The 25,538-nt window shown below is 73.2% G+C and carries 12 protein-coding genes; 2 read left to right on the top strand and 10 right to left on the bottom strand.

The genetic code is table 11. The features are described 5' to 3' along the window. Nucleotides 1–18: 18 nt before the first annotated feature. The 4 genes from CP984_RS20435 to sbnB all read right to left on the bottom strand — a co-directional run bounded on the left by CP984_RS20435 (nucleotide 19) and on the right by sbnB (nucleotide 17,314). Nucleotides 19–7,188 carry an amino acid adenylation domain-containing protein gene (locus CP984_RS20435; RefSeq protein ID WP_003979972.1) on the bottom strand — a complete coding sequence of 2,390 codons (7,170 nt, stop codon included), beginning with the start codon at nucleotides 7,186–7,188 and terminating at the stop codon, nucleotides 19–21. A gap of 29 nt (nucleotides 7,189–7,217) precedes the next feature. After that, nucleotides 7,218–15,140, bottom strand: a complete 7,923-nt coding sequence (locus tag CP984_RS20430; protein ID WP_003979973.1) for a non-ribosomal peptide synthetase — start codon at nucleotides 15,138–15,140, stop codon at nucleotides 7,218–7,220. A 98-nt stretch (nucleotides 15,141–15,238) separates the two neighbouring features. Beyond that, nucleotides 15,239–16,222, bottom strand: coding sequence for a 2,3-diaminopropionate biosynthesis protein SbnA (sbnA, locus tag CP984_RS20425; protein ID WP_003979974.1), 984 nt, complete (start codon nucleotides 16,220–16,222; stop codon nucleotides 15,239–15,241). A gap of 48 nt (nucleotides 16,223–16,270) precedes the next feature. Further along, nucleotides 16,271–17,314 (bottom strand): 2,3-diaminopropionate biosynthesis protein SbnB, encoded by a 1,044-nt coding sequence (gene sbnB / locus CP984_RS20420; RefSeq protein ID WP_003979975.1) that lies wholly within the window; start codon nucleotides 17,312–17,314, stop codon nucleotides 16,271–16,273. Nucleotides 17,315–17,577: 263 nt separating this feature from the next. Between sbnB and CP984_RS20415 the strand changes: the two genes are divergently transcribed. After that, nucleotides 17,578–18,231 carry a response regulator transcription factor gene (locus CP984_RS20415; RefSeq protein ID WP_003979976.1) on the top strand — a complete coding sequence of 218 codons (654 nt, stop codon included), beginning with the start codon at nucleotides 17,578–17,580 and terminating at the stop codon, nucleotides 18,229–18,231. Here the strand turns inward: CP984_RS20415 and CP984_RS20410 are convergent. Genes CP984_RS20410 through CP984_RS20385 form a run of 6 tightly spaced genes read right to left on the bottom strand, consistent with a single transcriptional unit; the run spans nucleotide 18,203 to nucleotide 23,658 of the window. After that, nucleotides 18,203–18,928, bottom strand: coding sequence for a 4'-phosphopantetheinyl transferase family protein (locus tag CP984_RS20410; protein ID WP_032920321.1), 726 nt, complete (start codon nucleotides 18,926–18,928; stop codon nucleotides 18,203–18,205). The genes CP984_RS20415 and CP984_RS20410 overlap by 29 nt on opposite strands. Further along, a complete protein-coding gene (locus CP984_RS20405; RefSeq protein ID WP_003979978.1) occupies nucleotides 18,925–19,770 on the bottom strand; it encodes a beta-ketoacyl-[acyl-carrier-protein] synthase family protein in 846 nt (281 codons plus the stop codon). Before CP984_RS20405 ends, CP984_RS20410 begins: the two co-directional genes overlap by 4 nt. Beyond that, nucleotides 19,767–20,033 carry an acyl carrier protein gene (locus CP984_RS20400; protein WP_003979979.1) on the bottom strand — a complete coding sequence of 89 codons (267 nt, stop codon included), beginning with the start codon at nucleotides 20,031–20,033 and terminating at the stop codon, nucleotides 19,767–19,769. The genes CP984_RS20405 and CP984_RS20400 overlap by 4 nt, the downstream gene beginning before the upstream one ends. A 29-nt stretch (nucleotides 20,034–20,062) precedes the next feature. Continuing rightward, a complete protein-coding gene (locus CP984_RS20395; protein ID WP_003979980.1) occupies nucleotides 20,063–21,355 on the bottom strand; it encodes a type III PLP-dependent enzyme in 1,293 nt (430 codons plus the stop codon). Then, on the bottom strand, nucleotides 21,345–22,739 hold the full coding sequence (locus CP984_RS20390; RefSeq protein WP_003979981.1) for a preATP grasp domain-containing protein: 1,395 nt from the start codon (nucleotides 22,737–22,739) through the stop codon (nucleotides 21,345–21,347). The genes CP984_RS20395 and CP984_RS20390 overlap by 11 nt, the downstream gene beginning before the upstream one ends. A gap of 25 nt (nucleotides 22,740–22,764) precedes the next feature. Beyond that, nucleotides 22,765–23,658: a 3-oxoacyl-[acyl-carrier-protein] synthase III C-terminal domain-containing protein gene (locus CP984_RS20385; RefSeq protein WP_226048682.1), complete on the bottom strand. Its 894-nt coding sequence runs from the start codon at nucleotides 23,656–23,658 to the stop codon at nucleotides 22,765–22,767. Nucleotides 23,659–24,010: 352 nt separating this feature from the next. Here CP984_RS20385 and CP984_RS20380 point away from each other — a divergent pair, with 352 nt between their 5' ends. Beyond that, a complete protein-coding gene (locus CP984_RS20380) occupies nucleotides 24,011–25,486 on the top strand; it encodes an MMPL family transporter (protein ID WP_030180836.1) in 1,476 nt (491 codons plus the stop codon). Nucleotides 25,487–25,538: the final 52 nt, after the last annotated feature.

Here is a 25,538-nt window from a genome sequence, read left to right as displayed (position 1 = left end):
GTGGTACGTGGGGGCGGATCAGGGGTGCAGCAGGGCGAGTTCGTCCGCCACGGCCTGTCCGATGGCGGCCTGCGGCCCGGAATGCATCATGAATTCGTGGCCGCACGGGACCGGGTGGACGGCCGTGCCGCCGTCGGTGTGCGCGGCCCACCGTCCGGGCCGGGCGGCGCGTTCCTCCGGGGGCAGGCCGAGTTCGGCGACGAACAGGTGCACCGGGGTCCGTACGCGGCCGGGCGTGTGCTCCTGGACGAGGCGGACGTGGTTGCGCATGACGTCCACGAGCCGCGGGATGTCCAGGTCGCCCAGCGGGCTGTCGGCGCGGCGCAGGGCGTCGCGGACCGTCTCGGGCGTCGGGCCGCCGTCGTCGTTCGCCGCGGTCTCCAGGCCGCAGTATTCGAGGACGGCGGTCAGCAGCTCGGCGTCCGTGGGGGCGGGCTCGCCGGGCTCGGCCGGGTAGCTGTCGAGGTTGGCGAGCAGGGCCACCTCCTCGCCCGCCGCCTCCAGCTGTGCGGCCATCTCGTGCGCGACGATGCCGCCGTACGACCAGCCGAGCAGGTGGTACGGGCCGGCCGGCTGGATCTCGCGGAGCCGCTCGACGTACTCGGCCGCGACCTCCGCGATGCTCCCCGGCAGCGGTCCGGTGCCGGTCAGGCCGGACGCCTGGAGGCCGTAGACCGGGTGGCGCTCGCCGATGTGCCCGGCGAGGCCGAGGTAGGGCAGGGCGAAGCCCATGCCGCCGTGCACGCAGAACAGCGGCGGCAGGTCGCCGGTGGTGCGCAGGGGCAGCACCGGGCCGTACGGGTCGAGCGGCGCGTCGGCGGACGGATCGTCCAGCCGCTGCCGTACGCGGTCCAGGAACGTGGTCCCGGCCGCGCGCTCGGCCCGCTCCAGGGCCGCCGCCAGCGCCTCGACGGTCTTGTGCCGGAACACGTCCGGCAGCGCCAGGTCGAGTCCGGCCTTGCGGGCGCGCCCGACGACCTGCACGGAGCGGATGCTGTCGCCGCCCAGCTCGAAGAAGTCCGCCTCGGCGCCGACCTCGGGCAGGTTCAGGACCTCGGCGAAGACCTGGCACAGCAGCGTTTCCCGCTCGGTGCGCGGGGTGCGGCCGTGCGCTGCCGCCTCGGGGGCGTCGAGGGCGGGCAGGCCCTTGCGGTCGACCTTGCCGTTCGGGGTGAGCGGCAGGGCGTCCAGCGTCACGAAGGCGCCGGGGACCATGTAGTCGGGCAGCAGCCCGGACAGGTGCTCGCGCAGCGCGGCGGCGGGCACCGGCGCGCCCTCCGGCACGACGTACGCCGCCAGCCGCCGGTCGCCGGGCCGGTCCTCCCGTACGGCGGCGACCGCCTGGGCGACACCGGGGTGGGCGGCCAGCGCGCTCTCGATCTCGCCGAGTTCGATGCGGAAGCCGCGCAGCTTGACCTGGTGGTCGACGCGCCCGGCGTATTCGAGGGTGCCGTCCGCCGTCCAGCGCGCCAGGTCGCCGGTGCGGTACATCCGCGCGCCCGCCGGGCCGAACGGGTCGGCCACGAAGCGCCCGGCGGTCAGGCCGGGGCGGCCGAGGTAGCCGCGCGCCAGCTGGGCGCCCGCGAGGTACAGCTCGCCCGTCACGCCGGGCGCCACCGGGTTCAGGCGGCCGTCCAGGACGTAGGCGCGGGTGTTGGCCAGCGGCCGGCCGATGGGCGGCTTGCCCTCGCCGGTCAGCGGGTCGCTGGAGGTGGCGCAGACGGTGGACTCGGTGGGCCCGTAGCAGTTGTGGAGGGTGCGTCCGTCCGCCCAGCGGGCGGCGACCTCGGGCGGCAGCGCCTCGCCCGCCGTGATCAGGGTCAGCTCGCCGGGCAGGGTGATGTCCTCGGGGAAGGCGGCCAGCACGACCGGCGGCAGCACCGCGAGGTTGACCCCGTGCCGGCTGATCAGGTCGGCGAGGGGTTCGCCGGGGCCGCGGCTCTCGGGGGTGGCGAGCACCAGCGTGCCGCCGGACAGCAGGGCCATGGTCAGTTCGGCGGTGGCCGCGTCGAAGCTCGGCGAGGCGAACTGGAGCACGCGGGAGCGCGCACCGAGCCCAAAGCGCCGGACGTGGTCGGCGGCGAGCGCGGCCACGCCCGCGTGCTCGATCACCACGCCCTTGGGGCGCCCGGTCGAACCGGAGGTGTAGATGACGTAGGCGGCGTCGCGGCAGGTCAGCGGGCGGGTGCGGTCGGCGTCGGTGAGGTCGGTGGCCGGCCGCGCGTCACCGCCGACTCCCCCATCGAGCTCGATCACCTCCGTACCGCCGTCCCGCAGCGCCCCGCCCGTCCCGGGCACCGCCAGTACGCACACCGGCGCGGCGTCCCCGACCATGTACGCGATCCGGTCGGCCGGATAGTCCGGGTCCAGCGGCAGATAGGCCGCGCCGGACTTCAGTACGGCCAGGATGGACACGATCATCTCGACCGACCGGGGCAGCAGCAGGCCGACGAGCGTGCCGGGTCCGGCGCCGCGCCCGGCCAGCACCCGGGCCAGCCGGTTGGCGCGGGCGTTCAGCTCCCCGTACGTCAGCGACACCTCGCCGAACACGACGGCCTCGTGGTCCGGCTGCCGGGCGGCGTGCTCCTCGAAGAGCTGCGCGACGGTGCGCTCGGGCACCTCGGTGGTGGCGCTGTTCCACTCGCCGACGATGCGCCGGCGCTCCGCGTCACCCAGGACATCGATGCTGCTCAGCGGCGCCTTCGGGGCGGCGGCCACGGACGCCAGGACGCGGGTGAACCGCTCGGCGAGCTGCCGTACCGTCTCCGGACGGAAGAGCTGGGTGCTGTATTCGACGACCAGGTCGATACCGCCGGGCTCCCCGTCCGCGGCGGCGTCCCCCGCGGCGCGCTCGGTGAGCTGGAACGCGAGGTCGAACTTGGCCGTGGCGCTGCCGACCGGGTGGACGGCCGCCGTCAGCCCCGGCAGCGCGGCCTTGGCCTCCGCGGTGTTCTGGAACGCCAGCATCACCTGGAACAGCGGCTGCCGGGCCAGCGACCTGACCGGGTTGCAGACCTCCACCAGGCGCTCGAACGGCAGCTCCTGGTTCTCGTAGGCGGCGAGGTCCGTTTCCCTCACGCGGCGCAGCAGTTCGGTGAAGGCCGGGTCGTCCGAGGTGTCCGTCCGCAGGACGAGGGTGTTGGTGAAGAAGCCCACCAGGTCGTCCAGCGCCTCGTCGGTACGGCCCGCGATCGGGCTGCCGAGCGGGATGTCCTCCCCGGCGCCCATACGGGTCAGCAGTGCGGCCAGCGCGGCCTGGACGACCATGAACAGGCTCACGCCGTGCGCGCGGGCCAGCCCGGCCAGAGCGCGGTGCAGGTCGGGGCCGATGAACGCGGTGTGCTCGGCGCCCTCGTGCCCGGCGACGGCCGGGCGGGCGAAGTCCGCGGGCAGCTCGATCTCCTCGGGCAGCCCGGCCAGCGCGGTCTTCCAGTACGCGAGCTGGCGGGCGGCGAGGCTGTCGGCGTCGTCCTCCTCGCCCAGCACCTCGCGCTGCCACAGCGCGTAGTCGGCGTACTGGACGGGCAGTTCGGCCCACTCCGGGGCCGTGCCGCCGCGCCGTGCCGCGTAAGCGCGCGCGAGGTCGTCGGCCAGCGGGGTCAGCGACCAGCCATCGCCCGCGATGTGGTGCAGGACGAGCAGTAGTACGTGCTCGGTGGCGGACAGCCGGAACAGGTCGGCGCGCAGCGGGATCTCGCGGGCCAGGTCGAAGCCGCGGGCGGCTTCCGAGGCCAGCAGGCCGTCCAGCCGCTCCTCGTCGGTGACGTGCTCGCGCAGTCCGAACCCGGCCTCGTCCAGCGGCAGTACGTGCTGACGCGGCGTCCCGTCCCGGTCGGGGAAGACCGTGCGCAGGCTCTCGTGGCGGCCCACCAGGTCGCTCAGCGCGCCGCCGAGCGCGTCCCGGTCGAGGTCGCCGGTCAGGCGCAGGGCGAGCGAGATGTTGTACGTACCGTGCGCGCCGTCCAGCCGGTTGAGGAACCACAGCCGCAGCTGCGCGTAGGACAGCGGTACGTCCTCCGGCCGGTCCCCCGGGCGCAGGGCGGGGCGCGCGGCACCGGCACCGGCGCGCGGCAGCCGCTCGGCGAGGCCCGCGGGCGTCGGCGCCTCGAACAGCGCGCGGACCGGAACCTCGGCCCCCAGGACCGTACGGATACGGCTCACCACCCGGGCCGCCAGCAGCGAGTGCCCGCCGTGCGCGAAGAAGTCCTCCTCGGGCCCGAACCGCGGCAGGCCCAGCACCTCGGCGAACACCTGGCACAGCAGGTCTTCCTGCGGGCTGCGCACGGCCCGCCCGGTGGCCCGGGACCGCAGTTCGGGGTCGGGCAGCACCTTGCGGTCGACCTTGCCGTTCGGGGTGAGCGGCAGGGCGTCCAGGGTGACGAAGGCGGCGGGCACCATGTACTCGGGCACCCGCTCGGCCAGGTACGCGCGCAGCGCGCCGGGCTCCGGTACGGCGGCGCCGTCGGCCGGGACCAGATAGCCCGCCAGCAGCGGTTCGCCCGGCCGGGCCTCGCGCACGGCGACGACGGCCTGGCCGATCTCCGGGTGGCCGGACAGCGCGTTCTCGATCTCGCCCAGCTCGATGCGGAAGCCGCGGATCTTGACCTGGTGGTCGGCGCGGCCGACGTACTCCACCTGCCCGTCGGCGCCGAGGCGCACCAGGTCGCCGGTGCGGTACATCCGCCCGCCCGCCGGGTCCGCCGGGTCGGCCACGAACCGCTCGGCGGTCAGGCCGGGGCGGCCCAGGTAGCCGCGGGCGAGTCCGGCGCCCGCGATGTACAGCTCGCCGATCACGCCGGGCGCGACCGGGCGCAGCCAGTCGTCCAGGATGTGCAGCCGGGTGTTGGCGAACGGGAAGCCGATGGCGGGCGCGCCGGCGCGTACCCCGTCCAGGGGCGGGGCGCCGGTGGACCAGATGGTGGTCTCGGTGGGCCCGTACAGGTTGGTGATGCTCGCGGTGGCCTTGCGCAGCGTCTCGCCCAGCGGCTCGCTCAGCGCCTCGCCGCCGACGAAGCCCCGGACCCCGCCGAGCACGTCGGGCGCCACGGTGGCCAGGGCCTGCCACAGGCTGGGCGTGGCCTGGAGGACGGTGGCGCCGGTCGCGGTGACCGCGCGGCCCAGCGCGGCCGGGTCCCGTACGGTCTCCCGGTCGGCGAGGGCCAGCCGGGCGCCGCTGACCAGCGGCCCGAACAGCTCGGTGTTGGCGATGTCGAAGCCGAACGTGGTGACGCTCAGCAGGGTTTCGCCGCGCTCCAGGGCGTAGCGGTGCCGGATGTCCTCGATGACGTTGGCGAAGCCGCCGCGGGTGACCACGACGCCCTTGGGGCGGCCGGTGGAGCCGGAGGTGAACAGGACGTACGCGGCGTCGTCGGCAGTGATCGGGCGGGCCCGGTCTGCGTCGGTCAGGTCGGTGTCGGGGAAGCCCGCGACCAGCTCCGCGGTGTCCGGGAGGTCCATGATCCAGCGGGTCTGCCCGGCGTCCGGCAGCTTGCCGTCGGTGGCCGTCGTGGTGAGCGCGAGGACCGGCCGGGTGTCCTCCAGGACGACGGTGTTGCGCTCGGCCGGGTGGTCCGGGTCGACGGGCAGGTAGGCGGCGCCGGACTTCAGTACGGCGAGGGCCGCGACGACCAGGCCGGTGGAGCGGGGCAGCGCGATGGCGACCGTACGGCCGGGACCGGCGCCGTGCGCGACGAGGGCGTGCGCGAGGCGGTTGGCCCGCGCGTTCAGCTCGCGGTAGGTGAGGGTGTCGTCGCCGCACACCACGGCCGTGTCGTCGGGGAGTTCGCGCACGCGCTCCTCGACGGCCTCGGCCACCGGACGGGCCGGTGCCGCGGTGGCCACGGCGTCCCCGGCCTCCTGGAGCAGCCGCGCCTCCACCGGCTCCAGCACGGAGATCCGGGCGAGCGGCTGCTCGGGGTCGGCGGCGATGGCCTCCAGTACGCGCAGCAGGCGCCGCCCGAACCGCTCGGCGTCGGCGGGCCCGTACAGGTCGGGCGCGTAGTCGAAGCGCAGCCCGAGGCGGGTGCCGGGGCCGGGCAGCACGGCGAGAGCCAGCGGATAGTGGGTGACGGAGCGGATCGCCGCGTCGGCGACCCGCAGCCCCGGCAGCGACGCCGCGAGCTGGTCCTCGTCCATCGGGTAGCTCTGGAACAGCATCACCGTGTCGAAGAGTTCGCCGATGCCGGCCTGCCGCTGGATGTCGGCGAGACCGATGTGCTCGTACGGCATCAGCCCGGACTGCCGCTCCTGTACGTCCGCGAGCAGCGCCGCCACCGACTGGCCGGGGCGGGCCGTCACGCGTACGGGGATGGTATTGGCGAACAGGCCGACCATCGCCTCGACACCGGGCAGTTCGGCCGGGCGGCCCGCGGTGACCGTGCCGAAGACCACGTCCTCGCGGCCGGTCAGCGCGCCCAGCACGAGCGACCAGGCGGCCTGGAAAACGGTGTTGAGCGTGACGCCGAGGGCGCGCGCCCGCGCCGCCAGGCCGGCGGCCAGCCGCTCGGGCACGTCCATGGTGAGCGAGTCGGGCAGCACGGGGGCACGGCCGTCCACGGGCGCCAGGCGGGTCGGCTCGTCCAGTCCGGCGAGCGCGTCCCGCCACGCGGCGTGCGCGGCGTCCTCGTCCTGCGCCCCCAGCCAGGCCAGGTAGTTCCGGTACGGGGCGGCCTGCGGCAGCCCGGCACCGTCCGCCCGGCCGCCGTGCGCGTACAGCGTGAACAGGTCCTGGATGAGCATCGGCAGCGACCAGCCGTCGGCCAGGCTGTGGTGCAGCGTCCAGATGAACGTGTGCCGCGTCTCCGCCTGCCGGACCAGCACGAACCGCATCAGCGGCGGCCGGGCCAGGTCGAAGCGGCGGCCCCGCTCCTCGTCGGCCGCGGCGCGCAGCTGCCCGGCGTCCGCGCCCGGCAGGTCCAGCTCCCGCCACGGCAGCTCGACCTCGTGCGGCACGAGCTGTACGGGGTCGCCGGTCGCCCGGCGGCGGAAGCAGGCCCGCAGATTGGGGTGGCGCCCCAGCAGGGCCGCGCAGGCGGCGCGCAGCGCGCCCGTTTCCAGCGGGCCGTCGAGCTCGACGGACAGTTGCAGGGAGTACGCGTCCGCGCTGCGCGGGTCGTACTCGGACAGGAACAGCAGTCCCTTCTGCAGCGGCGCCAGCGGCAGTACGTCACTGATACCCGAACGCTTCACGGCGCCCTTCCTTTCGTCGTTCGCCGAGCTCACTGAAAGTCCCCGAATTCCATGTCGAACTCGTCGAGTTCGTCGTCCGACAACGCGACCAGCGGCCGGTCGGCGGCCACCGGCTCGTACACGGCCGGCGCCTCCCCCGCCGCCTGGGCGGCGGTGGCGAGCGCGGCAGGCGTCTTGTGCAGGAACACGTCCCGCGGCGTGATCACCAGCCCGGCCTTGCGGGCCCGGCCGACCAGCTGGATGGAGCTGATGCTGTCCCCGCCGAGCGCGAAGAAGTCGGCGTCGGCGGCGACCGACGGCAGGTCCAGTACGTCGGCGAAGGCGGCGCAGAAGGTCTCCTCCTGCGGAGTGCGCGGGGCACGCCCCTCGCCCGTCAGCGCGGTGGCTTCGGGGGCGGTGAGGGCCTTCCGGTCGACCTTGCCGTTCGGAGTCAGCGGCAGGGCGTCCAGCCTCACGTACTCGCCTGGCACCATGTACTCCGGCAGCACGAGCAGCAGATCGGCCCGTACGCGGGCGGGGTCGGCCGGTCCGACGAGGTAGCCGACCAGGCGCTTTCGGCCGGTGGCGGCGTCGGTGTGGACCTGAGCCGCCGCGTCCGTGACGCCCTCGACGGCCCGCAGCGCCGCCTCGATCTCGCCCAGCTCGATCCGGCGCCCCCGGATCTTGACCTGGTGATCGCGGCGCTCCAGGAACTCCAGCTGACCGTCGGGACGGTAGACCACGCGGTCACCGGTCCGGTACATCCGCTCACCGGGCGGGCCGAACGGATCGGCCATGAACGTCGATGCCGTACGCGCCGGGTCGGCAAGGTAGCCGCGCCCAACTCCGGTGCCCGCCACATACAGTTCGCCGGGCACGCCGACGGGTACGGGGCGCAGGGCGTCGTCCAGCACGTACAGGCGGGTGTTGCGCACCACGCGGCCGATCGGCACGCGCGAGCCCGCCAGGTCGGTGTCCACGGTCAGGACGGCGTGCGTCACGTCGTCCGAGCACTCGGTCGGACCGTACGCGTTGACCAGCGGAATCCCCGGGTAGCGGGCGAACCAGCGACGGCACACGTCCGCCGGCAGGGCCTCACCGGTGACCACGAGGTAGCGCAGCTTCGGCAGCGACGGGAAACCGCCGGCCGTCTCCCAGGCATCCAACGCGGCCCGCAACAGCGACGGCACGACTTCGAGGACGGAGACGCCCTCGGAGACCGTCACGCCGAAGAGGGCGTCCGGGTCGGCTGCGGTCACCCGGTCCACGACCCGCGTCGTACCGCCGGACACGAGCGCGGCGAGCATCTGCCACACCGAGATGTCGAACGTCACCGGCGCGTTGTGCACCAGCACATCGCCCTCGGTCATGGCCAGGTCCTCGACCTTGGCCAGTAGGTGGTTGACCATGCCGCGCCGGTGCACCATGGCGCCCTTCGGGCGCCCGGTCGATCCCGACGTGTAGATCACGTACGCGAGATCGTCCTCGCCGCCGGCGAGCGGCCGCAGGCCCTCCGCCCGTGCCCCGACGGCCGGGAACGGATCGTCCAGGCACAGCACGCTCAGCTCACCGTCGTACGCCTCGGCGATCTCCCGCGCGCGGGCCAGCTCGCCCGGTCCGGTCAGCAGGAAGCGGGCCCCACTGTCCGCGAGCAGCCCCGTCTGCCGGGCGATCGGCGCGTCCACGTCGAGGGGAAGCCAGGCGGCCCCCGCCCCCAACACGCCCAGTACGCCGCCGACATAGCGGGCCCCGGGCTCGCCAAGTACGGCCACCAGCGAGCCAACGCCCGCCCCGGCCTCCGCCAGGCGCCCGGCAACGCCATCGGCCCAGACCGCCAGCGCGCCGTACGAAACCTGCACCTCACCGTCGGCCACGGCCACCGCGTCCGGACGGGCGGACGCGTGCTGCCGCACCCGCTCCACCACACCGGCGAAGCCGCCACCCCGCTCCGTCGCGTTCCACTCCACCAGCAGCCGCCGCGACTCCGCCTCGTCCACGAGGCCGAGGGCGGCCAGCGGACGGTCCGCGGTGGCCGGGACGGCGGCGAGGAGGTGGAGCAGCCGGCTGCCGAGGCGTTCGACGGCGTCCTGGGTGAACAGGTCCGGCGCGTAGTCGAAGCGCAGGTCCAGCCGGTGGCCGGGGCCGGGCAGGACCGCCAGGCTCAGCGGGTAGTGCCGCCCGTCGCGGGCCTCGGCCTCCAGGAGGCGCAGGCCGGTGGCGGAGGCGCGCACGCTCTCCTCGTCCAGCGGGAAGTTCTCGAAGAGCAGGACGGTGTCGAAGAGGTCGCCGATCCCGGCCCGGTTCTGGATCTCGGCGAGGCCCACGTGCTCGTACGGCATCAGGGCCGACTGCCGTTCCTGGATGCCCGCCAGCAGGCCGGCGACGGTCTCCTCGGGCCGGGGCCGCACCCGTACCGGCACCGTGTTGAGGAACAGGCCGATCATGCTCTCGACGCCGGGGACCTCGGCCGGGCGGCCGGAGGTGACGGCGCCGAACACGATGTCGTCGCGGCCGGTGAGGCTGCCGAGCAGCAGGGCCCAGCAGCCCTGGAAGACGGTGTTCAGGGTCAGGCCGCGATCGCGCGCCCAGGCGGCGAGGCCGGTGGCCAGCGGCTCGGGCACCGGCAGGGTGACCGTGTCCGCGTGGACGGCCGCGCGCCCGGCGCCCTCCGGGGTGGCCAGCGTCGGTTCCTCGACGCCGTGCAGGGCTTCCTTCCAGGCCGCGAGCGCCGCCTCGGTGTCCTGCTCGGCCAGCCAGGCCAGGTAGTCGCGGTAGGGCGCGGGCTCGGGCGGCGCGGGGGTGCCGGCGTCCGCCGCGTACAGCGTGAACAGCTCCTTGACCAGCAGCGGCATCGACCAGCCGTCCACCAGGCTGTGGTGGATCGTCCAGAGGAAGCGGTGCCGGTCCGGGCCGGTGCGGGCCAGGACGAAGCGCATCAGGGGCGCCTGGGCCGGGTCGGAGAGGTCGAAGCGGCGGGCGCGTTCGTCGTCGGCGAGCCGGGCGACGGCGGCGGCAGCGTCGGACTCGGTGCTCAGGTCCGTCTCCCGCCACGGCACCTCCACCACGCTCGGCACGAGCTGGACGGGCGCGCCGGACTCGCGGTGGCGGAAGGTGGCCCGGAGGTTGGGGTGCCGGTGCAGCAGCTGCGCGCAGGCGGCGCGCAGCCGGGCGGCGTCCACGTCCCCGCCGAGTTCCAGGCCGAGCTGGAGGACGTACGCGTCCACGCCGTCGCCGTCCCGCTCGTACTCGGACAGGAACAGCAGGCCCTTCTGGAGCGGCGCCAGCGGCAGCACGTCCGCCAGGCCGGGCCCGCTCAGCTCGGCCTCGTACGCGTCGAGTTCGTCCTGTGTCACCGACACCAGAGGCAGGTCGGACGGCACCCGGCCGCCCGCGCCGGGCCGGGCCGCATGGGTCACCAGCAGTTCCAGCGCGCGGAACCAGGTACGGGCGATGTCCCGCGCGTCCTCGTCCGGCAGGATCTCCCCGGCCCACAGCCAGTCCGCGACCAGGTGCGGGCCGTCGGGCCGGTCCTCGGTGACCGGGGTGACCTCCAGGACGTGCTGGAGCGGCATCTCCGGGGCGGCGGCGGTGCCGACCGCGGCGCCCTCGCCCGACAGCGACCAGTCGGCCGCTCCGGCGGCGCCGAACCGGCCCATGTAGTTGAAGCCGATGCGCGGGCGCGGGTGGCGGGCCAGCAGGGCGCTGGTCTGCGGGTTGAGGTAGCGCAGCAGGCCGTAGCCGAGTCCGTGGTCGGGCAGGGCCCGCAGCTGCTCCTTGATCCGCTTGAACGCGGTGCCGACGGCGTCGCCGCCCGCCCACACCTCGTCCCAGTCCAGCTCGCCGGGCGCGAGGCGGACGGGGAAGGCGCTGGTGAACCAGCCGACCGTACGGGAAAGGTCGGTGTTGTCCACGACCTGCTCGCGGCCGTGGCCTTCCAGCTCGATCAGCGTGTCCGTGCTGCCGTCCCCGGCGGCGTTCTTACGGCGGCGCCAGTCGGCCACCGCCAGCGCGAGCCCGGTCAGCAGTACGTCGTTGATCTCGGCGTGAAACGCCGGGGCCACCTCGGTCAGCAGGGCCGCCGTCTGCTCGGCGGGCAGGACCAGCCGCAGGCGGCGGGCGGTCGCGTAGGTGTCCCGCACGGCGTCCAGGCCGCGCGTCCCGGGCAGCGGGTCCGGGGCGCTCGCGTGCCCGGTCCACAGCGGCAGCTCCGCGGTACGGGCGGCGGTGCGCGCCTCGTCGGCCAGCAGGCGCGACCAGCTCCGGTACGAGGTGCCGACCGGCGCCAGTTCCGGCGCACGGTCCGCCTCGACGGCCGACCAGGCGGCGGCCAGGTCGGGCAGCAGCACCCGCCAGGACACACCGTCCACGGCCAAGTGGTGCACCATCAGCAGCAGTCGGCGGGGCTGTTCGGGACCGGCGTTCAGCAGCACGGCCTGCACCAGGAGGCCGGCGGTCGGGTCGAGGCGCCGCTGCGCGACGGCCGCCTGCTCGACGACCACCGCGTCACCGTCCGCGTCGGCCGGTACGGCGACCTCGGACACCGCGCCCGTCAGGTCGGCGCTGCCCTGCGGCCGTACCTTCAGCGTCCACAGGCCCTCCACGGGCACGTCCAGCTGCATCCGCAGCGCGTCGTGCCGGTCGGTCACCGCGTGCAGCGCGCGGGCCAGCCGCTCGCTGTCCACGTGGTCCGGGACCCGTACGACGACGTACTGCGCGAACGAGCCCACCGGACCGGCGACCGGGCCGCCGTCCTCCCGCAGCTGGTGCGCGATCGGCATGATCTCCAGCTCGCCGACACCGTCGTCCGTGCCGACCACCGCCGCCGCGTCCTGCGCGGCCTGGGCGGCGGTGGCCAGGGCGGCCGGGGTCTTGCGCAGGAACACGTCCCGCGGCGCGAACACCAGGCCCGCCTTACGGGCGCGGCTGACGACCTGGATGGAGCTGATGCTGTCCCCGCCGAGCGCGAAGAAGTCGGCGTCGGCGGCGACCGACGGCAGGTTCAGCACCTCGGCGAAGGCGGCGCAGAGAATCTCCTCCTGCGGGGTGCGCGGGGCGCGGCCGGCGCTCGTCGAGGCGGTCGTCTCGGGGGCGGTGAGGGCCTTGCGGTCGACCTTGCCGTTCGGGGTGAGCGGCAGGGCGTCGAGAGCGGCGAACTCGCCGGGGATCATGTACTCGGGCAGCACCTTCGCCAGATCGGCGCGTACCTGATCGGCACCGGCAGGTCCGACGAGGTAGCCGACCAGGCGCTTTCGGCCGGTGGCGGCGTCGGTGTGAACCTGGGCCGCAGCGTCGGTAACGCCCTCGACGGCCCGCAGCGCCGCCTCGATCTCGCCCAGCTCGATCCGGCGGCCCCGGATCTTGACCTGGTGATCGCGGCGCTCCAGGAACTCCAGCTGACCGTCGGGACGGTAGACCACGCGGTCACCGGTCCGGTACATCCGCTCACCGGGCGGGCCGAACGGATCGGCCATGAACGTCGAAGCCGTACGCGCCGGGTCGGCGAGATAGCCACGCCCAACGCCCGTACCCGCCACGTACAGCTCACCCGCGACACCGACCGGCACCGGCCGCAGCGCGTCGTCCAGCACATACAGCCGGGTGTTGCGCACGACCCGGCCGATCGGCGTCCGCGCGCCCAGCTCGCTCGACGCGTCGAGCACCGCGTGTGTCACGTCGTCGGAGCACTCGGTCGGGCCGTACGCGTTGACCAGCGGAATCCCCGGGTAACGGGCGAACCAGCGGCGGCACACGTCGACCGGCAGGGCCTCACCGGTGACCACGAGGTAGCGCAGCTTCGGCAGCGACGGGAAGCCACCCGCCGTCTCCCAGGCATCCAGCGCGGCCCGCAGCAGCGACGGGACCACTTCCAGGACGGAAACGCCCTCGGAGACCGTCACGCCGAAGAGGGCGTCCGGGTCGGCGGCGGTCACCCGGTCCACGACCCGCGTCGTACCGCCGGACACGAGCGCGGCGAGCATCTGCCATACGGAGATGTCGAAGGTCACCGGCGCGTTGTGCACCAGCACATCGCCCTCGGTCATCGCCAGGTCCTCAACCTTGGCCAGCAGGTGATTGACCATGCCGCGCCGGTGCACCATCGCGCCCTTCGGGCGGCCGGTCGATCCCGACGTATAGATCACGTACGCGAGATCGTCCTCACCGCCGGCGAGCGGCCGCAGGCCCTCCGCCCGCGCCCCCGCGCCCGGGAACGGATCGTCGAGCACCAGCACCCGTACGCCGGAACCGTCCGCCGCCACGATCTCCTCGGCCCGAGCCACCTGCCCGGGCCCGGCCAGCAGGAAGCGGGCGCCGCTATCCGCGAGCAGCCCCGTCTGCCGGGCGATCGGCGCATCCACATCGAGCGGCAGCCAGGCGGCCCCCGCCCCCAACACGCCCAATACACCGCCGACATAGCGGGCCCCGGGCTCACCGAGCACAGCCACCAGCGAGCCGAGACCGGCCCCGGCCTCCGTCAGCCGCGCGGCAACGCCATCGGCCCAGACGGCCAGCGCGCCATACGAAACGCGCACCTCGCCATCGGCCACCGCGATCGCGTCCGGCCGTACCGAAGCGTGCTGCCGCACCCGCTCCACCACACCGGCGAAGCCGCCACCCCGCTCCGTCGCGTTCCACTCCACCAGCAGCCGCCGCGACTCCGCCTCCGTGAGCACGCCGACGCCCGCCAGCGGGCGGTCGGGCGCCGCCTCGGACAGGGCGGTCAGGAAGGCGGTGAAGCGGTCGCGGTGGGCGTCGAGGTCGGCGGCGGAGTACAGCTCGGGGTTGGCGTTGAGGTGGATCTCGACGTCGTCGCCCGAGGAGTCGGAGACCGAGAACATGAAGTCGTTGACGATGCCGGTGGACAGGTTGGTGAGGGTCGCCGGGCAGGGGCCGAAGGCGAGTTCCGGCTCGGGCGGCAGGACGTTGACGAACGGGCCGAACGGGCGCCGGTCGTCGGCCCGCAGTCCCATGTCGCGGCGCACCCGGTCGCCCCGGTAGCGCTGGTGGCGCAGCGTACGCAGCAGCGCGTCGGCGACCGTGCGCAGCAGGTTCTCGGGCGTGGTGCCGGGGGCGACGGCCACGCGGAGCGGCAGGTAGTTGGCGACCATGCCGGGTACGGAGCGTCCGGCGGCGCTGGTGCGCGCGTTGACCGGGAGGGTCAGCAGGATCTCGTCGGCGCCGGTCAGCCGCTGGGTGTAGGCGGCAGCGGCGGCGATGACCAGCGTCGGCCAGGTGACCTCGGCCCGGCCGGCGAGGGCGCGCAGCCGCTGCACCACCGGGCGCGGCAGGGTCGTGCTGCGGCGCAGGAAGCCGCGCGCGTGCACCGGCTCGCGGCCGGCGAAGCTGACCGGGTCGGGCGCGTCGGCGTAGGTACGGGCCCAGTAGGCGCGGTCCCGCTCGGCGCGCCGCGACGACGCGTACGCGATCTCGTCGTCCACCAGCGTCTTCAGCGGCGGCAGCTGCCCCTCGCCGGTGGGGCGGCCCTCGTGCAGGGCGGTGTAGAGGTCGGCCAGCCGCCGGTAGAACAGCGGGCGGACGAAGCTGTCGCTGACGATGTGGTGCGCGCACAGGTAGAGGTACGCGTGGTCCGGGCCGAGGGTGAGCAGCGCCGCCCGCATCAGCGGGAAGGACATGACGTCGATCGGGCGGTCCAGGTCGCGGGCCATCCAGGCGCGCGCCGCTTCCTGCGGGTCGTCGGCGCCGCTCAGGTCGACCGTGGTGTACGGCAGGTTCTCCAGGGGTTCGACGGTCTGGCGGGGCTCGCCGTCCGCCTCGGTGAGGCGGACGCGGAAGCACTCGGCCTCGTCGAGGGCCAGGCGCAGCGCCTCCTCCAGGCGGGCGGGGTCGAGCGGGCCGCGGAGGTCGAAGTGATCGGCCATGTTGTAGGCCAGGTCGCCGTCGGCGAACTGCTCGTCGAACCAGATCTCGGTCTGGGCCGCGGTGAGCGGCAGACCCGGCTCGATACGTGCGGTCATGACAGCAACCTCCTGGAGGACCTGCGGGTGGGAAGGGTTCGGTGCGGCGGTCCGGCGGCCCCGTGCGCGCGGGTGGGCGGGCCGTTCCGCCCGGGGCGTTACGCGGTGGCCCGGGACGCCCCGGACAGCTCGTCCGGGCTCAGGCCGTAGATGTCCTGGAGCCACTTCTCCTGGTAGACGGTGTCCAGGTAGTGATCGCCCAGGTCGGGCGAGACGGCCACGCCGACGATGTCCCGCTCCGGCCGGTTCTCCGCGATCCACTGCCGGGCGCCGCTGAGCACGGTGCCGGTGGAGCCGCCGAGGACATAGCCGTGCCGGACCAGGTGGTGGCACATCCGGACCGTGTCGGTCTCGGGGACGTGCACCACGGCGTCCACGTACGACTCGTCGAGCATCTGCGGCCGGACGCCGGCCCCCAGGCCGGGGATCATGCGCGGTGCCGCCGGGGTGCCGAAGGTGACCGAGCCGACGCTGTCGACGGCGACGACGGTGACCGAGGGCTGGTTCTCGCGGAAGTAGCGGGCGCAGCCCATCAGAGTGCCGGTGGTGCCGGCACCGATGAACAGCACGTCCAGATCGGGGAACTGGGCGGCGATCTCGGGCCCGGTCGTGCGGTAGTGGCTCATCCAGTTGCCGAGGTTGGCGTACTGATTCAGCCATGCGTAGCCGGCGTCGCTCGCGCACAGTTCCTGTACGAGGCGGATACGGGCGCCGAGCAGGCCGCTCTCCGGGTCGGGCTCGGTGATGATGCGTACCTGGGCGCCGAGGTTCTCCATGCGCTGCCGGTTGGCGAGGGTGCACCGGCTGTCGGTGACGCACACGAAGCCGTAGCCCTTGCTGCGGGCCACCAGGCTCAGCGCCACACCGAGATTTCCCGAGGACGATTCGACCAGGGTCATGCCGGGCCGCAGGGTGCCGTCCCGCTCACCGCGGTCGATCATTTCCACGGCGGCCTTGAGTTTGATGGATCCGGCGAAGTTGAATCCTTCGCACTTGAGATAGAGGTTCTCTCCGAGGACGTTGTTCAGGTCGACGAAGAGATCCGGCACGTTGAATTCGTGCGGGGCGGATATCACGGGCACGTCAGGTCCTCCCAACCGCGGGCGTGTGGTCCGGTGGCGGGGCCGCGGCTATTTCTTCCCGTGCCGGGACAGTTCGTGGAAGAACCCGTCGACCGTGTGTAGCCCGTCGCTCGCGGCGAGTTCGTCGTAGACGTGCTTGGCGACGGTCAGGTCCAGGACGCCGAGGCCGAAGGGCGAGAAGACGACGGGGCGGTCCCGCGGAATCTTCACCATGCCCGTCATCACGTTGTGCAGGGTTCCGTTGATGAAATAGCGGTTGCCGACCTCCTGCTCGACGAGGTGCACGGAGGTGTTGGCCTTCAGTACGTGCTCGACGTCGTCCACGAAGTTGGACGACGCCTTGATGACCTCCGGGCCCAGGTCGCGCAGCGACACGTGGAGCACCACCGGGTTGTGCGCGAACCACGCCGGGCTGGTGACGTGCGGAGTGCCCGCGACGGTGGCGAAGACGACCAGGTCGCTGTTGCGGATCAGGCTCTCCGCCGAGTCGTGGAGGACGGTGCGCCCGGTGCCGCCGGCGTCCTTCAGGTGGTTCTCGAAGCCCGCGGCGTATTCATTGCTGAGGTCGTGGATGCCGATCTCGTCGAATTCCCAGCCGGTGCCCGCGAGATAGGTGTGGATATAGCGGGCGATCAGGCCGGTGCCGATGAATCCGACGCGCTTCGGGCGGCCCCGCTCGCGGGTCAGCCAGTCGGCGGCCAGCGCCGCGGAGGCCGCCGTGCGCACCGCGCTGATGATGGAGCTCTCCATGCAGGCGAACGGATAACCGGTGTCCCGGTCGTTGAGGATGAGCACGGCCGAGGCACGCGGCAGGCCGGACTCGATGTTCTCGGGAAAACTGGAAATCCACTTGATGCCGTCGACACCGACCTCGCCGCCCACGGAGGCGGGCAGCGCGATGATGCGCGCCGACGGCCGGTCCTCGAACTTCAGGAAGTACGACGGCGGATTGACGGTGTCACCGACACCGTGCACGCGGTAGGCGTAGTCGACCAGCTCGACGATCTGCTTTTCCTGCCCGTGCAGAACTCGGGAGACCTGCTCGCCCGAGATGACGGAGAAGGACGGTACCTCAGTGCCAGAGGGGGGCATGGAAACTCCACCAGTGATCCGGGACTGACGTCCGCACCGCGGTGCGCGGGCGCGTCAGGGGGCATCGGTGCCGGGAAACCACACTTGCCGACGCCACTGACGTTTCGATGACCAGTTGATTACCGCTCCGGCCGGCCGCCGAGTGGCCGAATCCGTCATTCATCCGTCACCGGCCTGTCAGGGGTGAGAGGTACAGTCCGGTGCGTAGAGGCGCTGTGTGCGGTGGGCCGGCGTCACCGACCGACTGCCGCGGGGAGGCCATGATGCGTGTCGTCCTCGGAGAAGACCTCTTCCTCCTGAGGGAAGGCATGGAACGCCTTCTGGAGGCCCACGGCTGCACCATCGTGGCGTCCGTGGACAACGCGCCGGAACTGCTGCGCGCGCTCATCGACGAACGCCCCGACGTGGCCATCGTGGACGTACGGTTGCCGCCCACCTTCACCGACGAGGGCATCCAGGTCGCGCTGGAGGCGCGCCGCCAGGTCCCGGGCCTGCCCGTCCTCGTCCTCTCCCAGTACGTGGAACAGCTCTACGCCCGCGAACTGCTCGCCGACGGCACCGGATCGGTCGGCTATCTGCTCAAGGACCGGGTGCTCAACAGCGGCCAGTTCATCGAGGCGGTGCGCCGCGTCGCGGACGGCGGCACGGCCATGGACCCCAAGGTCATAGAGAAGCTGCTGCACAACGGCTCGCGCCAGGAGCCCCTGGACAGCCTGACCCAGCGCGAGCTGGAGGTGCTGGGGCTGATGGCGGAGGGCAAGTCGAACGCCGGCATCGCCGAGTCGCTGTTCGTCACCGACAAGGCCATCGGCAAGCACATCAACAACATCTTCAGCAAGCTCCAGCTGCTGCCGTCCCGGGACGACAACCGGCGCGTGCAGGCCGTGCTCACGTACCTGAACGTCGCCACCGCCTGACCTCCAGGCGTACGGGCCGCTCCCCCGGCTCCGCCGCCACGGCCAGCGCCGCCACGTAGCCGTCCCCTACCGGCACACCGGTCAGCGACCACCGCCCGGGGACCCGCCCTTCCGGGTCCCGTACGACGTCGCCGTCCCGCATCCCCGGCCCCACCGGCAGCCGTAACCCCTGCACCATGCGCCCACCCGCAGCCTTGACCCACGCTTCCTTACGGGTCCACAGCGCTGTGAAGCGCGCTGCGGCGTCATCGGAATCACGCCCCGCGCGCACGTACGCCGCCTCCTCAGCCGGAAACCAGCGCTCGGCCTTACGGACGGCCCGGTCGGCCGGATGCGGCAGCCGCTCCACATCGATCCCGAGCGCGCGCTGCGACGCGACCGCCAGCAGTGCCAGGCCGCCGGAGTGGGAGAGGTTGAAGCGCAGTTCGGGGTGGCCGTGCAGTGCGGGCTTGCCCCAGCGGCCGTAGGTGTAGCGCAGGTGCTCTGGCGGCTCGGCCAAGTACGCGCCCAGGATCAGCCGGGCCGCGCCGTGGGCGATGCGGGAGCGCGCGCGGTCCTCGGGCAGGGCCCGTTCGCCGCGCTCCCGCTCCCCGGGATCGAGCACGGCGGTCAGCTCGCTGACGACGTGAGGCGGCGCGGACAGCGGTATCCGCCAGACGTGCACCGTGCCGTCCGGCGGACACCCCGCACCGGTCACGCCGTCGCGGCGCTGAAGTCGACCACGCAGAAGGACAGTTCCCCGGCCTTCTCCTCACCCGTGCCCTGCGGTACGTAGTCGGCGAGGAACACCGGGAGCCGCTGCTCCGCGAAGTCCGCGAGCCGGTCGGCCAGCAGACCCCACACGCCGCTGCACGGGAACTCGGCGGACGCGCGCTCCACCGTCACACCGGCCGGCACCGCGACCCGCTCCGGATCGAGGCCGCCGCCCAGGAGGAGCGTCGCCGCCCCGCCGGGCAGCGCCTCGCGCAACAGGACGTGGGCGTCCTCGGGCGTCAGCCCGCCGTACTGCCGGACGCCCGTCGGCGCCCCGGGGCCCTCCGCGGACAGCAGCAGCGCCGCCGCGCCGTCCCGGGCGTCCGTGCCCTGCCGGGGCGGGCCGGGGTTGGCGGGCACCGTCGTCTGGTCGAATACCGTGACCAGGACGCGGTCGGCCTGCCCCTCGGCCGCGTACTGCCCGGCGAGCCGCAGGGCCGTGTACGGGGCCGCGTCACCCTGGTCGCTGAGCGCGAAGGACTGCGGTGTGCCGGGCAGCGCGTCGGTCAGGTATGAGACCGCCGACACCCGGGGCTCGAAGTCCGGCACCGCCGACGCGACCACGATCAGGCCGACCGGGTCCGTCACGGGCGGCAGCGCGTCGAGCAGCCCCCGCGCCATGTCGGTGAACGTGTTCCGGTTGGCGTGCTCGAAGCGCTCCTGGTCGAAGGCGGTGCCGTACAGCTCCGCCATATCGGAGTAGATCTTCGCCAGGAACGGGTCGGCGGGGGCGGGCGGCCGGCCGGTGAAGGCGCGGTGCGCCGCCCCCGTGAGGCGGAGCGTCACCGCGCGGCGGCCACGTAGTCGGCCAGCGTCCGCACGGTGGCGAAGTGGCTCATCTCCAGCTCCTCGGTGTCGAACTCGACGTCGAAGACCTCCTCCAGACGCATCAGCAGGTCCAGGACGCCGGTGGAGTCCAGGCCGTAGTCGTCGAAGAGCTTGGCGTCGGGGCCGAGGTCGGGCAGCTCACGCTGGAGCACGTCACCGAGCGCCTCGCGGACGGCGGTGATCGTCTGGTCCTGCGCGGTGCTCTCGGCGGTCTGCGACATGTCGGGTCTCCTTGGGGTGTCGGTTCAGGTCAGTGGGCGGCGTCGGCGGCGGGCGCGTCGTCCGTGTACAGGCGCTGGCGGCGCAGCAGGTCCTCGGGCTGCTCGGGCGCGCCGACCAGGTGGTCCCGGCCGCCGGTCACCAGTACCTCGGCCGGGTAGCCGTGGCTGAGGAAGTGCACCGGCGAGGCGGTCGGCCCGTACGCGCCGGAGCGCTCCACGCCGATCAGGTCGCCGGGACGCAGCGGCGGCAGCTGCACCTTTTTGCCGAGGGTGTCGTTGGGGGTGCACAGCGGCCCGGTGACGTGCCAGCTCTCGGTTTCGCCCGCGTCCGTGCGGTTGAGCAGCCGGATCGGGAAGTTGCGCTTGACGAAGGAGCCGATGCCGACGGCCGCCATGTGGTGGTTGGTGCCGCCGTCGACCACCGCGAAGTTCTCGTCCATCGAGGTCTTCACGTAGCGCACCCGCGAGACGTAGGTGCCGTACGGGGCGGTCAGGTAGCGGCCCAGCTCGTTGATCAGCCGGGTGCCGGGGTGCCGCGCGGCGAACTCCTCGATGACCGGGTTGAGCAGCGTGGTCAGCCGCTCCTGGTCCAGGTCGCGCTCCCCGTCGAAGTACGCGACGCCGAAGCCGCCGCCGAAGTCGACCAGGTCGAGGTCGAAGCCCAGCTTCTCCGACAGCCGCTCGGCGAGGTCGAAGATCCGGCCGGTGTTCTCGGCCACCACCTCCTCGCTGAGGATGCGGGTGCCCATGTAGACCTGCACGCCCATCAGGCGGACGTTGGCGTGGCGGCCTGCGAGGTCGGACTGGTCGAACAGGACGGTCTCGTCGATGCCGAACTGGCGCGGCTTGCCGCCCATGGTCAGGCCCGAGCCCTTGACGGAGAAGCTGGGGTTGACGCGCAGCGCGACGGGCGCGGTGACGCCGCGTTCCCGGGCCAGTTCGTCGATCAGCTCCAGTTCGCCCAGCGACTCGCAGACGATCGCGTAGATGCCCTCGTCCAGGCAGGCGGCCAGCTCGGCGCGGCTCTTGCCGGGGCCCAGGAAGATGATGTCGCGCGGCGCGATGCCCGCCCGGCGGGCGGTGACCAGCTCGGTCATCGAGGAGATCTCGGCGCGGGCGCCCTGCGCGCCGAGCAGCGCGCAGATCGAGAGGTTCGGGTTCGCCTTGAGGGAGAAGAAGATCTCCGCGCGCGGGTGGAGGCGCTCGCGCAGGCTGCGGAAGTTCGCCGCGAGCGCGTCGCCGTCGTACACGTACAGCGGTGTGCCGTGGCGTTCGGCCAGCTCGGTGATGCCGATGCCCTGGATCTCGAACTCAGCCGACATGGACGGCTCCTTCCGTCACCGCGGCCAGCCGGGCGGTGATCTCGGTGTCGATCGCGGTGACCTGCTCCGCGGTGTCGCCCACGACCAGCCCGTACAGGCGGCCGTCGGCGGTGGCGCCGGGCTCGGCGAGGGTGCTGACGGCGGCGTTGACGGTGGCGTAGTTGTTCACCAGCAGCCCGGCGCCGTCGGGGCGCTCCAACAGCAGGCCGTCGAGCGTGCCGCGCAGCTCCTCGAAGGGCAGCGGCGCGCCGAGCCGCAGCGGGTAGTGCCGGGCGAGCGCGATGCGGCCCTCGCCGACGAAGGCTTCCTGGAGCCGCACCTGGTACGTGGACATGTTGTTGCGGGCGTTGATCTCGATGACCGGGAAGACCGAGCCGTCCGGCAGCAGCAGGGCGTCCATGCCCGCGACGCCGAAGTAGCCGTCGGCGGCGAGCCGCGCGCCGATCCGCAGACCGGCGTCGGTGACCTGCTCCAGCTGCGCGGGAGTGAGGCGGGCGGGCATCCGGTGGCCCTTGTGCGTGCCGTTCTCGGTGATCGCTTCCTTGACGAAGTCGAACCGCACGGCGCCGTCCCGGCCCACGGTGACCTGGTAGTTCAGGTCGGTCTGCTTGGTCACCCACTCTTCCAGGACGAGCCCGGCCCGGTCGCTGCCGGCCGCCTCGGCGCGGGCGAGCACCATCCGGTGCACCCGGTCGAGCCGCCGTTCGCTCTCGATGACCATGATCCCCTTGCCGGACACCCCGTAGGCGTCCTTGAGGACCAGCTTGCGGCCCTGCGCCAGCAGCTCCCGGGCCTCTTCGACGGCCCGCGACAGCTCCATGACGGTCTCGCACGCCCAGCCGCGCGCCTGGGCGATGCCCAGTTCGTCGGCGACCCGGCGGCTGTAGATCTTGCTGTTCACGGCCTTGCACACCGCGGCCGTCGGGTGGGCGAGCGGCAGCCCGGTCCGCTCGGCCAGCTCCTCCTCGACGGTGGAGACACCGTGCGCGTAGAGCATCAGGCCGTCACCGGCCTGCGCCAGCGCGCTCTGGAGCGCCGGGTCGGCCAGCGCGTCCTGGGAGACCGTGCGCGCCGGGTCGGACTCGGCGACGACGTGCACGGTGGGCAGCGCGAGGCCCAGGCCGCGCAGGTACGCCAGGTAGCCGGCGTCCGGACGCGCCTTGAGCACGACGTGGTCGCCCTCGCCCGCCAGCAGCATGGCGAATTCGTCCATCGAGTTCACCACGGCGCCGCCGCCGGTGAATCCCATGCGCGGCAGGCCGGGTTCGCCGACCGCCCACTGTTCCTCGACCTCGAAATTGCCGAGGAAGACGAACGGCACCTGCTCGTTCCCGGCCACGGCAGCCTTCAGACGGGCGTTGAAGCCCGGCAGCAACGATTCCATGATGTCCCCTCGCCCGGTGTGGCGGTCAGTGCTCGACGACCATCGCCGAGTACGTCGCGCCCAGTCCGACGGCGGTCAGCAGATACCGCGCGCCGGGGCGCAACCGGCCGAGCTGTCCGGCCGTCCCGTAGTTGATGAAAGGGTCCGCGGCGAAGCAGTGGCCGGTCACCGGGATGTTGTCCAGAAAAATGCGTTCCACAGGAAATCCGAAACGGTCCGCGACCGCTTTCCAGGAAATGGTGTTGACGCTGTGCGGAATGATCAGGTCGATGTCGTCGAGCGTGACCCCGGAATCCGCGCAGGCGGCCAGCATCACGTCCTCCAGCGCTTCCGGGTAGAGCTTGTTGAACTCCGCGGACGAGGCCGCTCCGGTAATCGCCTCGGCGTGGAACTCCCCATGGGTGCGCACGGCCCGGCCGAGCACCCGGTCCCCGTCCGCCGCGCCGCCCCGGCGTACCAGCACGGCCGCCGCGGCCTCGCCGCCGACATTGCTGCGCGGGACGCACCGGGCGACGGGCGTGAAGGTCTTCTCACCGGTCAGCACCAGCGCCAGCGCGTCCGGGTCGGCGTCCGCCGCCAGCAGCCGGCCGCAGATGTCGACCGCCTGCAGACCGCTCGCGCACGCCTGGCCCGCCACCGAGAACGCGGTGGCGTTCGACAGTCCCAATTCCCTGCCGATGTACCGCAGTGCGCTGGTAGGATCCGGCCTGCTGCTGACGAAGGTGCGGGCCTGCACGAGGTAGCGGACCCGCTCCTCCTGCCCCCTGAGCCCGTCGAGTTTGGCCGCCGCGGCGAGCAACAGCTCCGCCTCGGTGCGCTCCGGGTCCCGGCACACCGACGCCAGCCCGTAAAAGCGCTGGAAACGGCGGGCCATCCCCGCGTCGAGCGGGGATTCCTCCCGGAGTTCGGAAATCGGCACGCTCGGGGGGAGGTACGTTGAAACGGCGGCGAATGATGTCATCCGACCGCTCCGCAAAGTCTCGGCACGCGCGCTCCCCGTCTTATGGTCATTTCCAGCGATGCGCTTTCCGGGCCAGTCTGGCCAATTCTGCTGACAGTCCAGTGACCGGTTGATGACGGACCAGGTGTACAGGCGCGCCTGCCGCCGGAATCGGGGAAGTCGGGTAGTGCTAGCACTACTTCCAAAGACGTCCTAGTACCTGTGTGCGCCGTGAGCCGCACCCCGGAGCATGGACAACGCTCCACCCGGCCCGATCTGCGGCTTCGGGAGGGGACCCGGATCCGGGTGAGGACTACAGAGAGGTGGACCGGTGGGTGTGACGGGCCTGAAGACGGCCGGGGGCAGGCTGGCGGGCTGGAGCGCGGGGCACCCGTGGCCCGCGCTCGCCCTGTGGCTGGCCGTCGTCGCGGTGTCCGCGACCGGCGGAGCCCTGGCCGTGCGCACCCCGGTCGGTGACCTCTTCGACGACGACTCGACGGGCCGCCGCGTGCTCGCGTACGCCCTCGCCGGCTGTGCCGTCGTCCTGGTGCTGCTCGTCGCGCTGCTCGCGGCGGTCCTCCCGGCCGTGGTGTCGCTGCTGGTCAGCGTGAGCGCCGTGGCCGTGGCCAGCGGCTGGTGGGGGGTGGTGGCCCGGCTGTTCCCCGGCCGGGGCCCGTCGGCGTCCGTCTTCGCCCTGGTCGCCGTGCTCGGTACGGCGCTCGGCCTGACGTCCTGCGTGCTGTATCTGTGGTTCGAGCAGCGGGCCCGGCGGCACGGGGCGCTGCGCCCGCACGTGTCCCGTACGGCGGCCGACGCCACCCGGACCGTGCTGCTCTCCGGCCTGGTGACGGCCGCGGTGGTCTGTGGGCTGTTCGTCTCGCGGGACACGATGCTCTCGGCCGTGGCCATCGGGGTGCTCCTGACGGTCGCGGCGGTGATGCTGGCCGCGCTCACCGTGCTGCCCGCGGTGACCGCCCGCTTCGGGCGGCGGCTGGGCTGGCCGCGGCTGCCGGTGCTGTGGCGGCTGACCTACCGGCTCGGCCCGCCGCGCCTGTGGCCGCTGCTGCTGCGGCCCAGCACCCGCCGCCCCGGCTGGACGCTCGCTGCCTCGGTGGTGCTGCTCGCCGCGCTGGCCCTGCCGCTGGCGTGGTGGCGCCCGGAACTCCCCGGCCACCCGCCCGCCTTGCTGCACACCGCGGAAGCCGCACGGGCGCACGGCATCGACGCCACGACGATCGTCGCGGTGATCGCGGCCACCGTCCTGCTGGGCTTCGCCGCGCTGACCGCCGTGTTCCGCTCCGCCCCCGCGGCCGTCGTGGTGACCGTCCCGGCGGCCCTGGGCGCCGCGGCGGCGTGCGGGACGGCCACGGTCCTCCTGCGTATGTGGAAGCCCGGCCAGGCGCCCGGCTCCTGGGGCCACAGCACACCCGCCGCCTGGGCGCCGCTGCTCAGCTTCTCCCTGGCGCTGGCCGTCTCGGTCCTGCTGCTGCGCATGGCCGTCCTGCGCCTCACGGAACTGCGGGGCGCGGGACTGCCGCCCCGTGAGGCCACGGCCCGCGCGCTGACCTCCACCTCGGACGGCACCACCGTCACCGCCGTCATCATGGGCGCCGTCTTCCTGCTCGCCGAGCGCACCGCCTCGGCCGAAGTGGGGCGGCTGAGCGTCGTCCTGGCCCTGTCGGTCGTGCTGACGGCCACCGTCGTACGGGCGTTGACGCTGCCCGCGCTGTCCGTTCTGCTCAGCGGGACCCGCTGGTGGGCACGCTGCGCCGGGCGGCAGGCGGGGCAATCCCTTCCTCAGAAGTAGGCCTAACACCACTGATTACCGCGGCCGGGCACCCGAGGATGGATACACACGC

Origin of the sequence: Streptomyces rimosus (assembly GCF_008704655.1) — a bacterium.
In the GTDB taxonomy this organism is placed as follows: Bacteria; Actinomycetota; Actinomycetes; order Streptomycetales; family Streptomycetaceae; genus Streptomyces; species Streptomyces rimosus.
The sequence above is the reverse complement of the archived record's forward strand: the minus strand, read 5'-3'. Positions and strand labels throughout refer to the sequence as shown.

What these genes read in the sequence shown, in the direction of transcription:
- CP984_RS20400 (WP_003979979.1), bottom strand. Translation starts at nt 20,033, where the DNA reads ATGTCGCAGACCGCCGAGAGCACCGCGCAGGACCAGACGATCACCGCC.
- CP984_RS20415 (WP_003979976.1), top strand. Translation starts at nt 17,578, where the DNA reads ATGCGTGTCGTCCTCGGAGAAGACCTCTTCCTCCTGAGGGAAGGCATG.
- sbnB (WP_003979975.1), bottom strand. Translation starts at nt 17,314, where the DNA reads ATGCCCCCCTCTGGCACTGAGGTACCGTCCTTCTCCGTCATCTCGGGC.
- CP984_RS20395 (WP_003979980.1), bottom strand. Translation starts at nt 21,355, where the DNA reads ATGTCGGCTGAGTTCGAGATCCAGGGCATCGGCATCACCGAGCTGGCC.
- CP984_RS20390 (WP_003979981.1), bottom strand. Translation starts at nt 22,739, where the DNA reads ATGGAATCGTTGCTGCCGGGCTTCAACGCCCGTCTGAAGGCTGCCGTG.
- CP984_RS20430 (WP_003979973.1), bottom strand. Translation starts at nt 15,140, where the DNA reads ATGACCGCACGTATCGAGCCGGGTCTGCCGCTCACCGCGGCCCAGACC.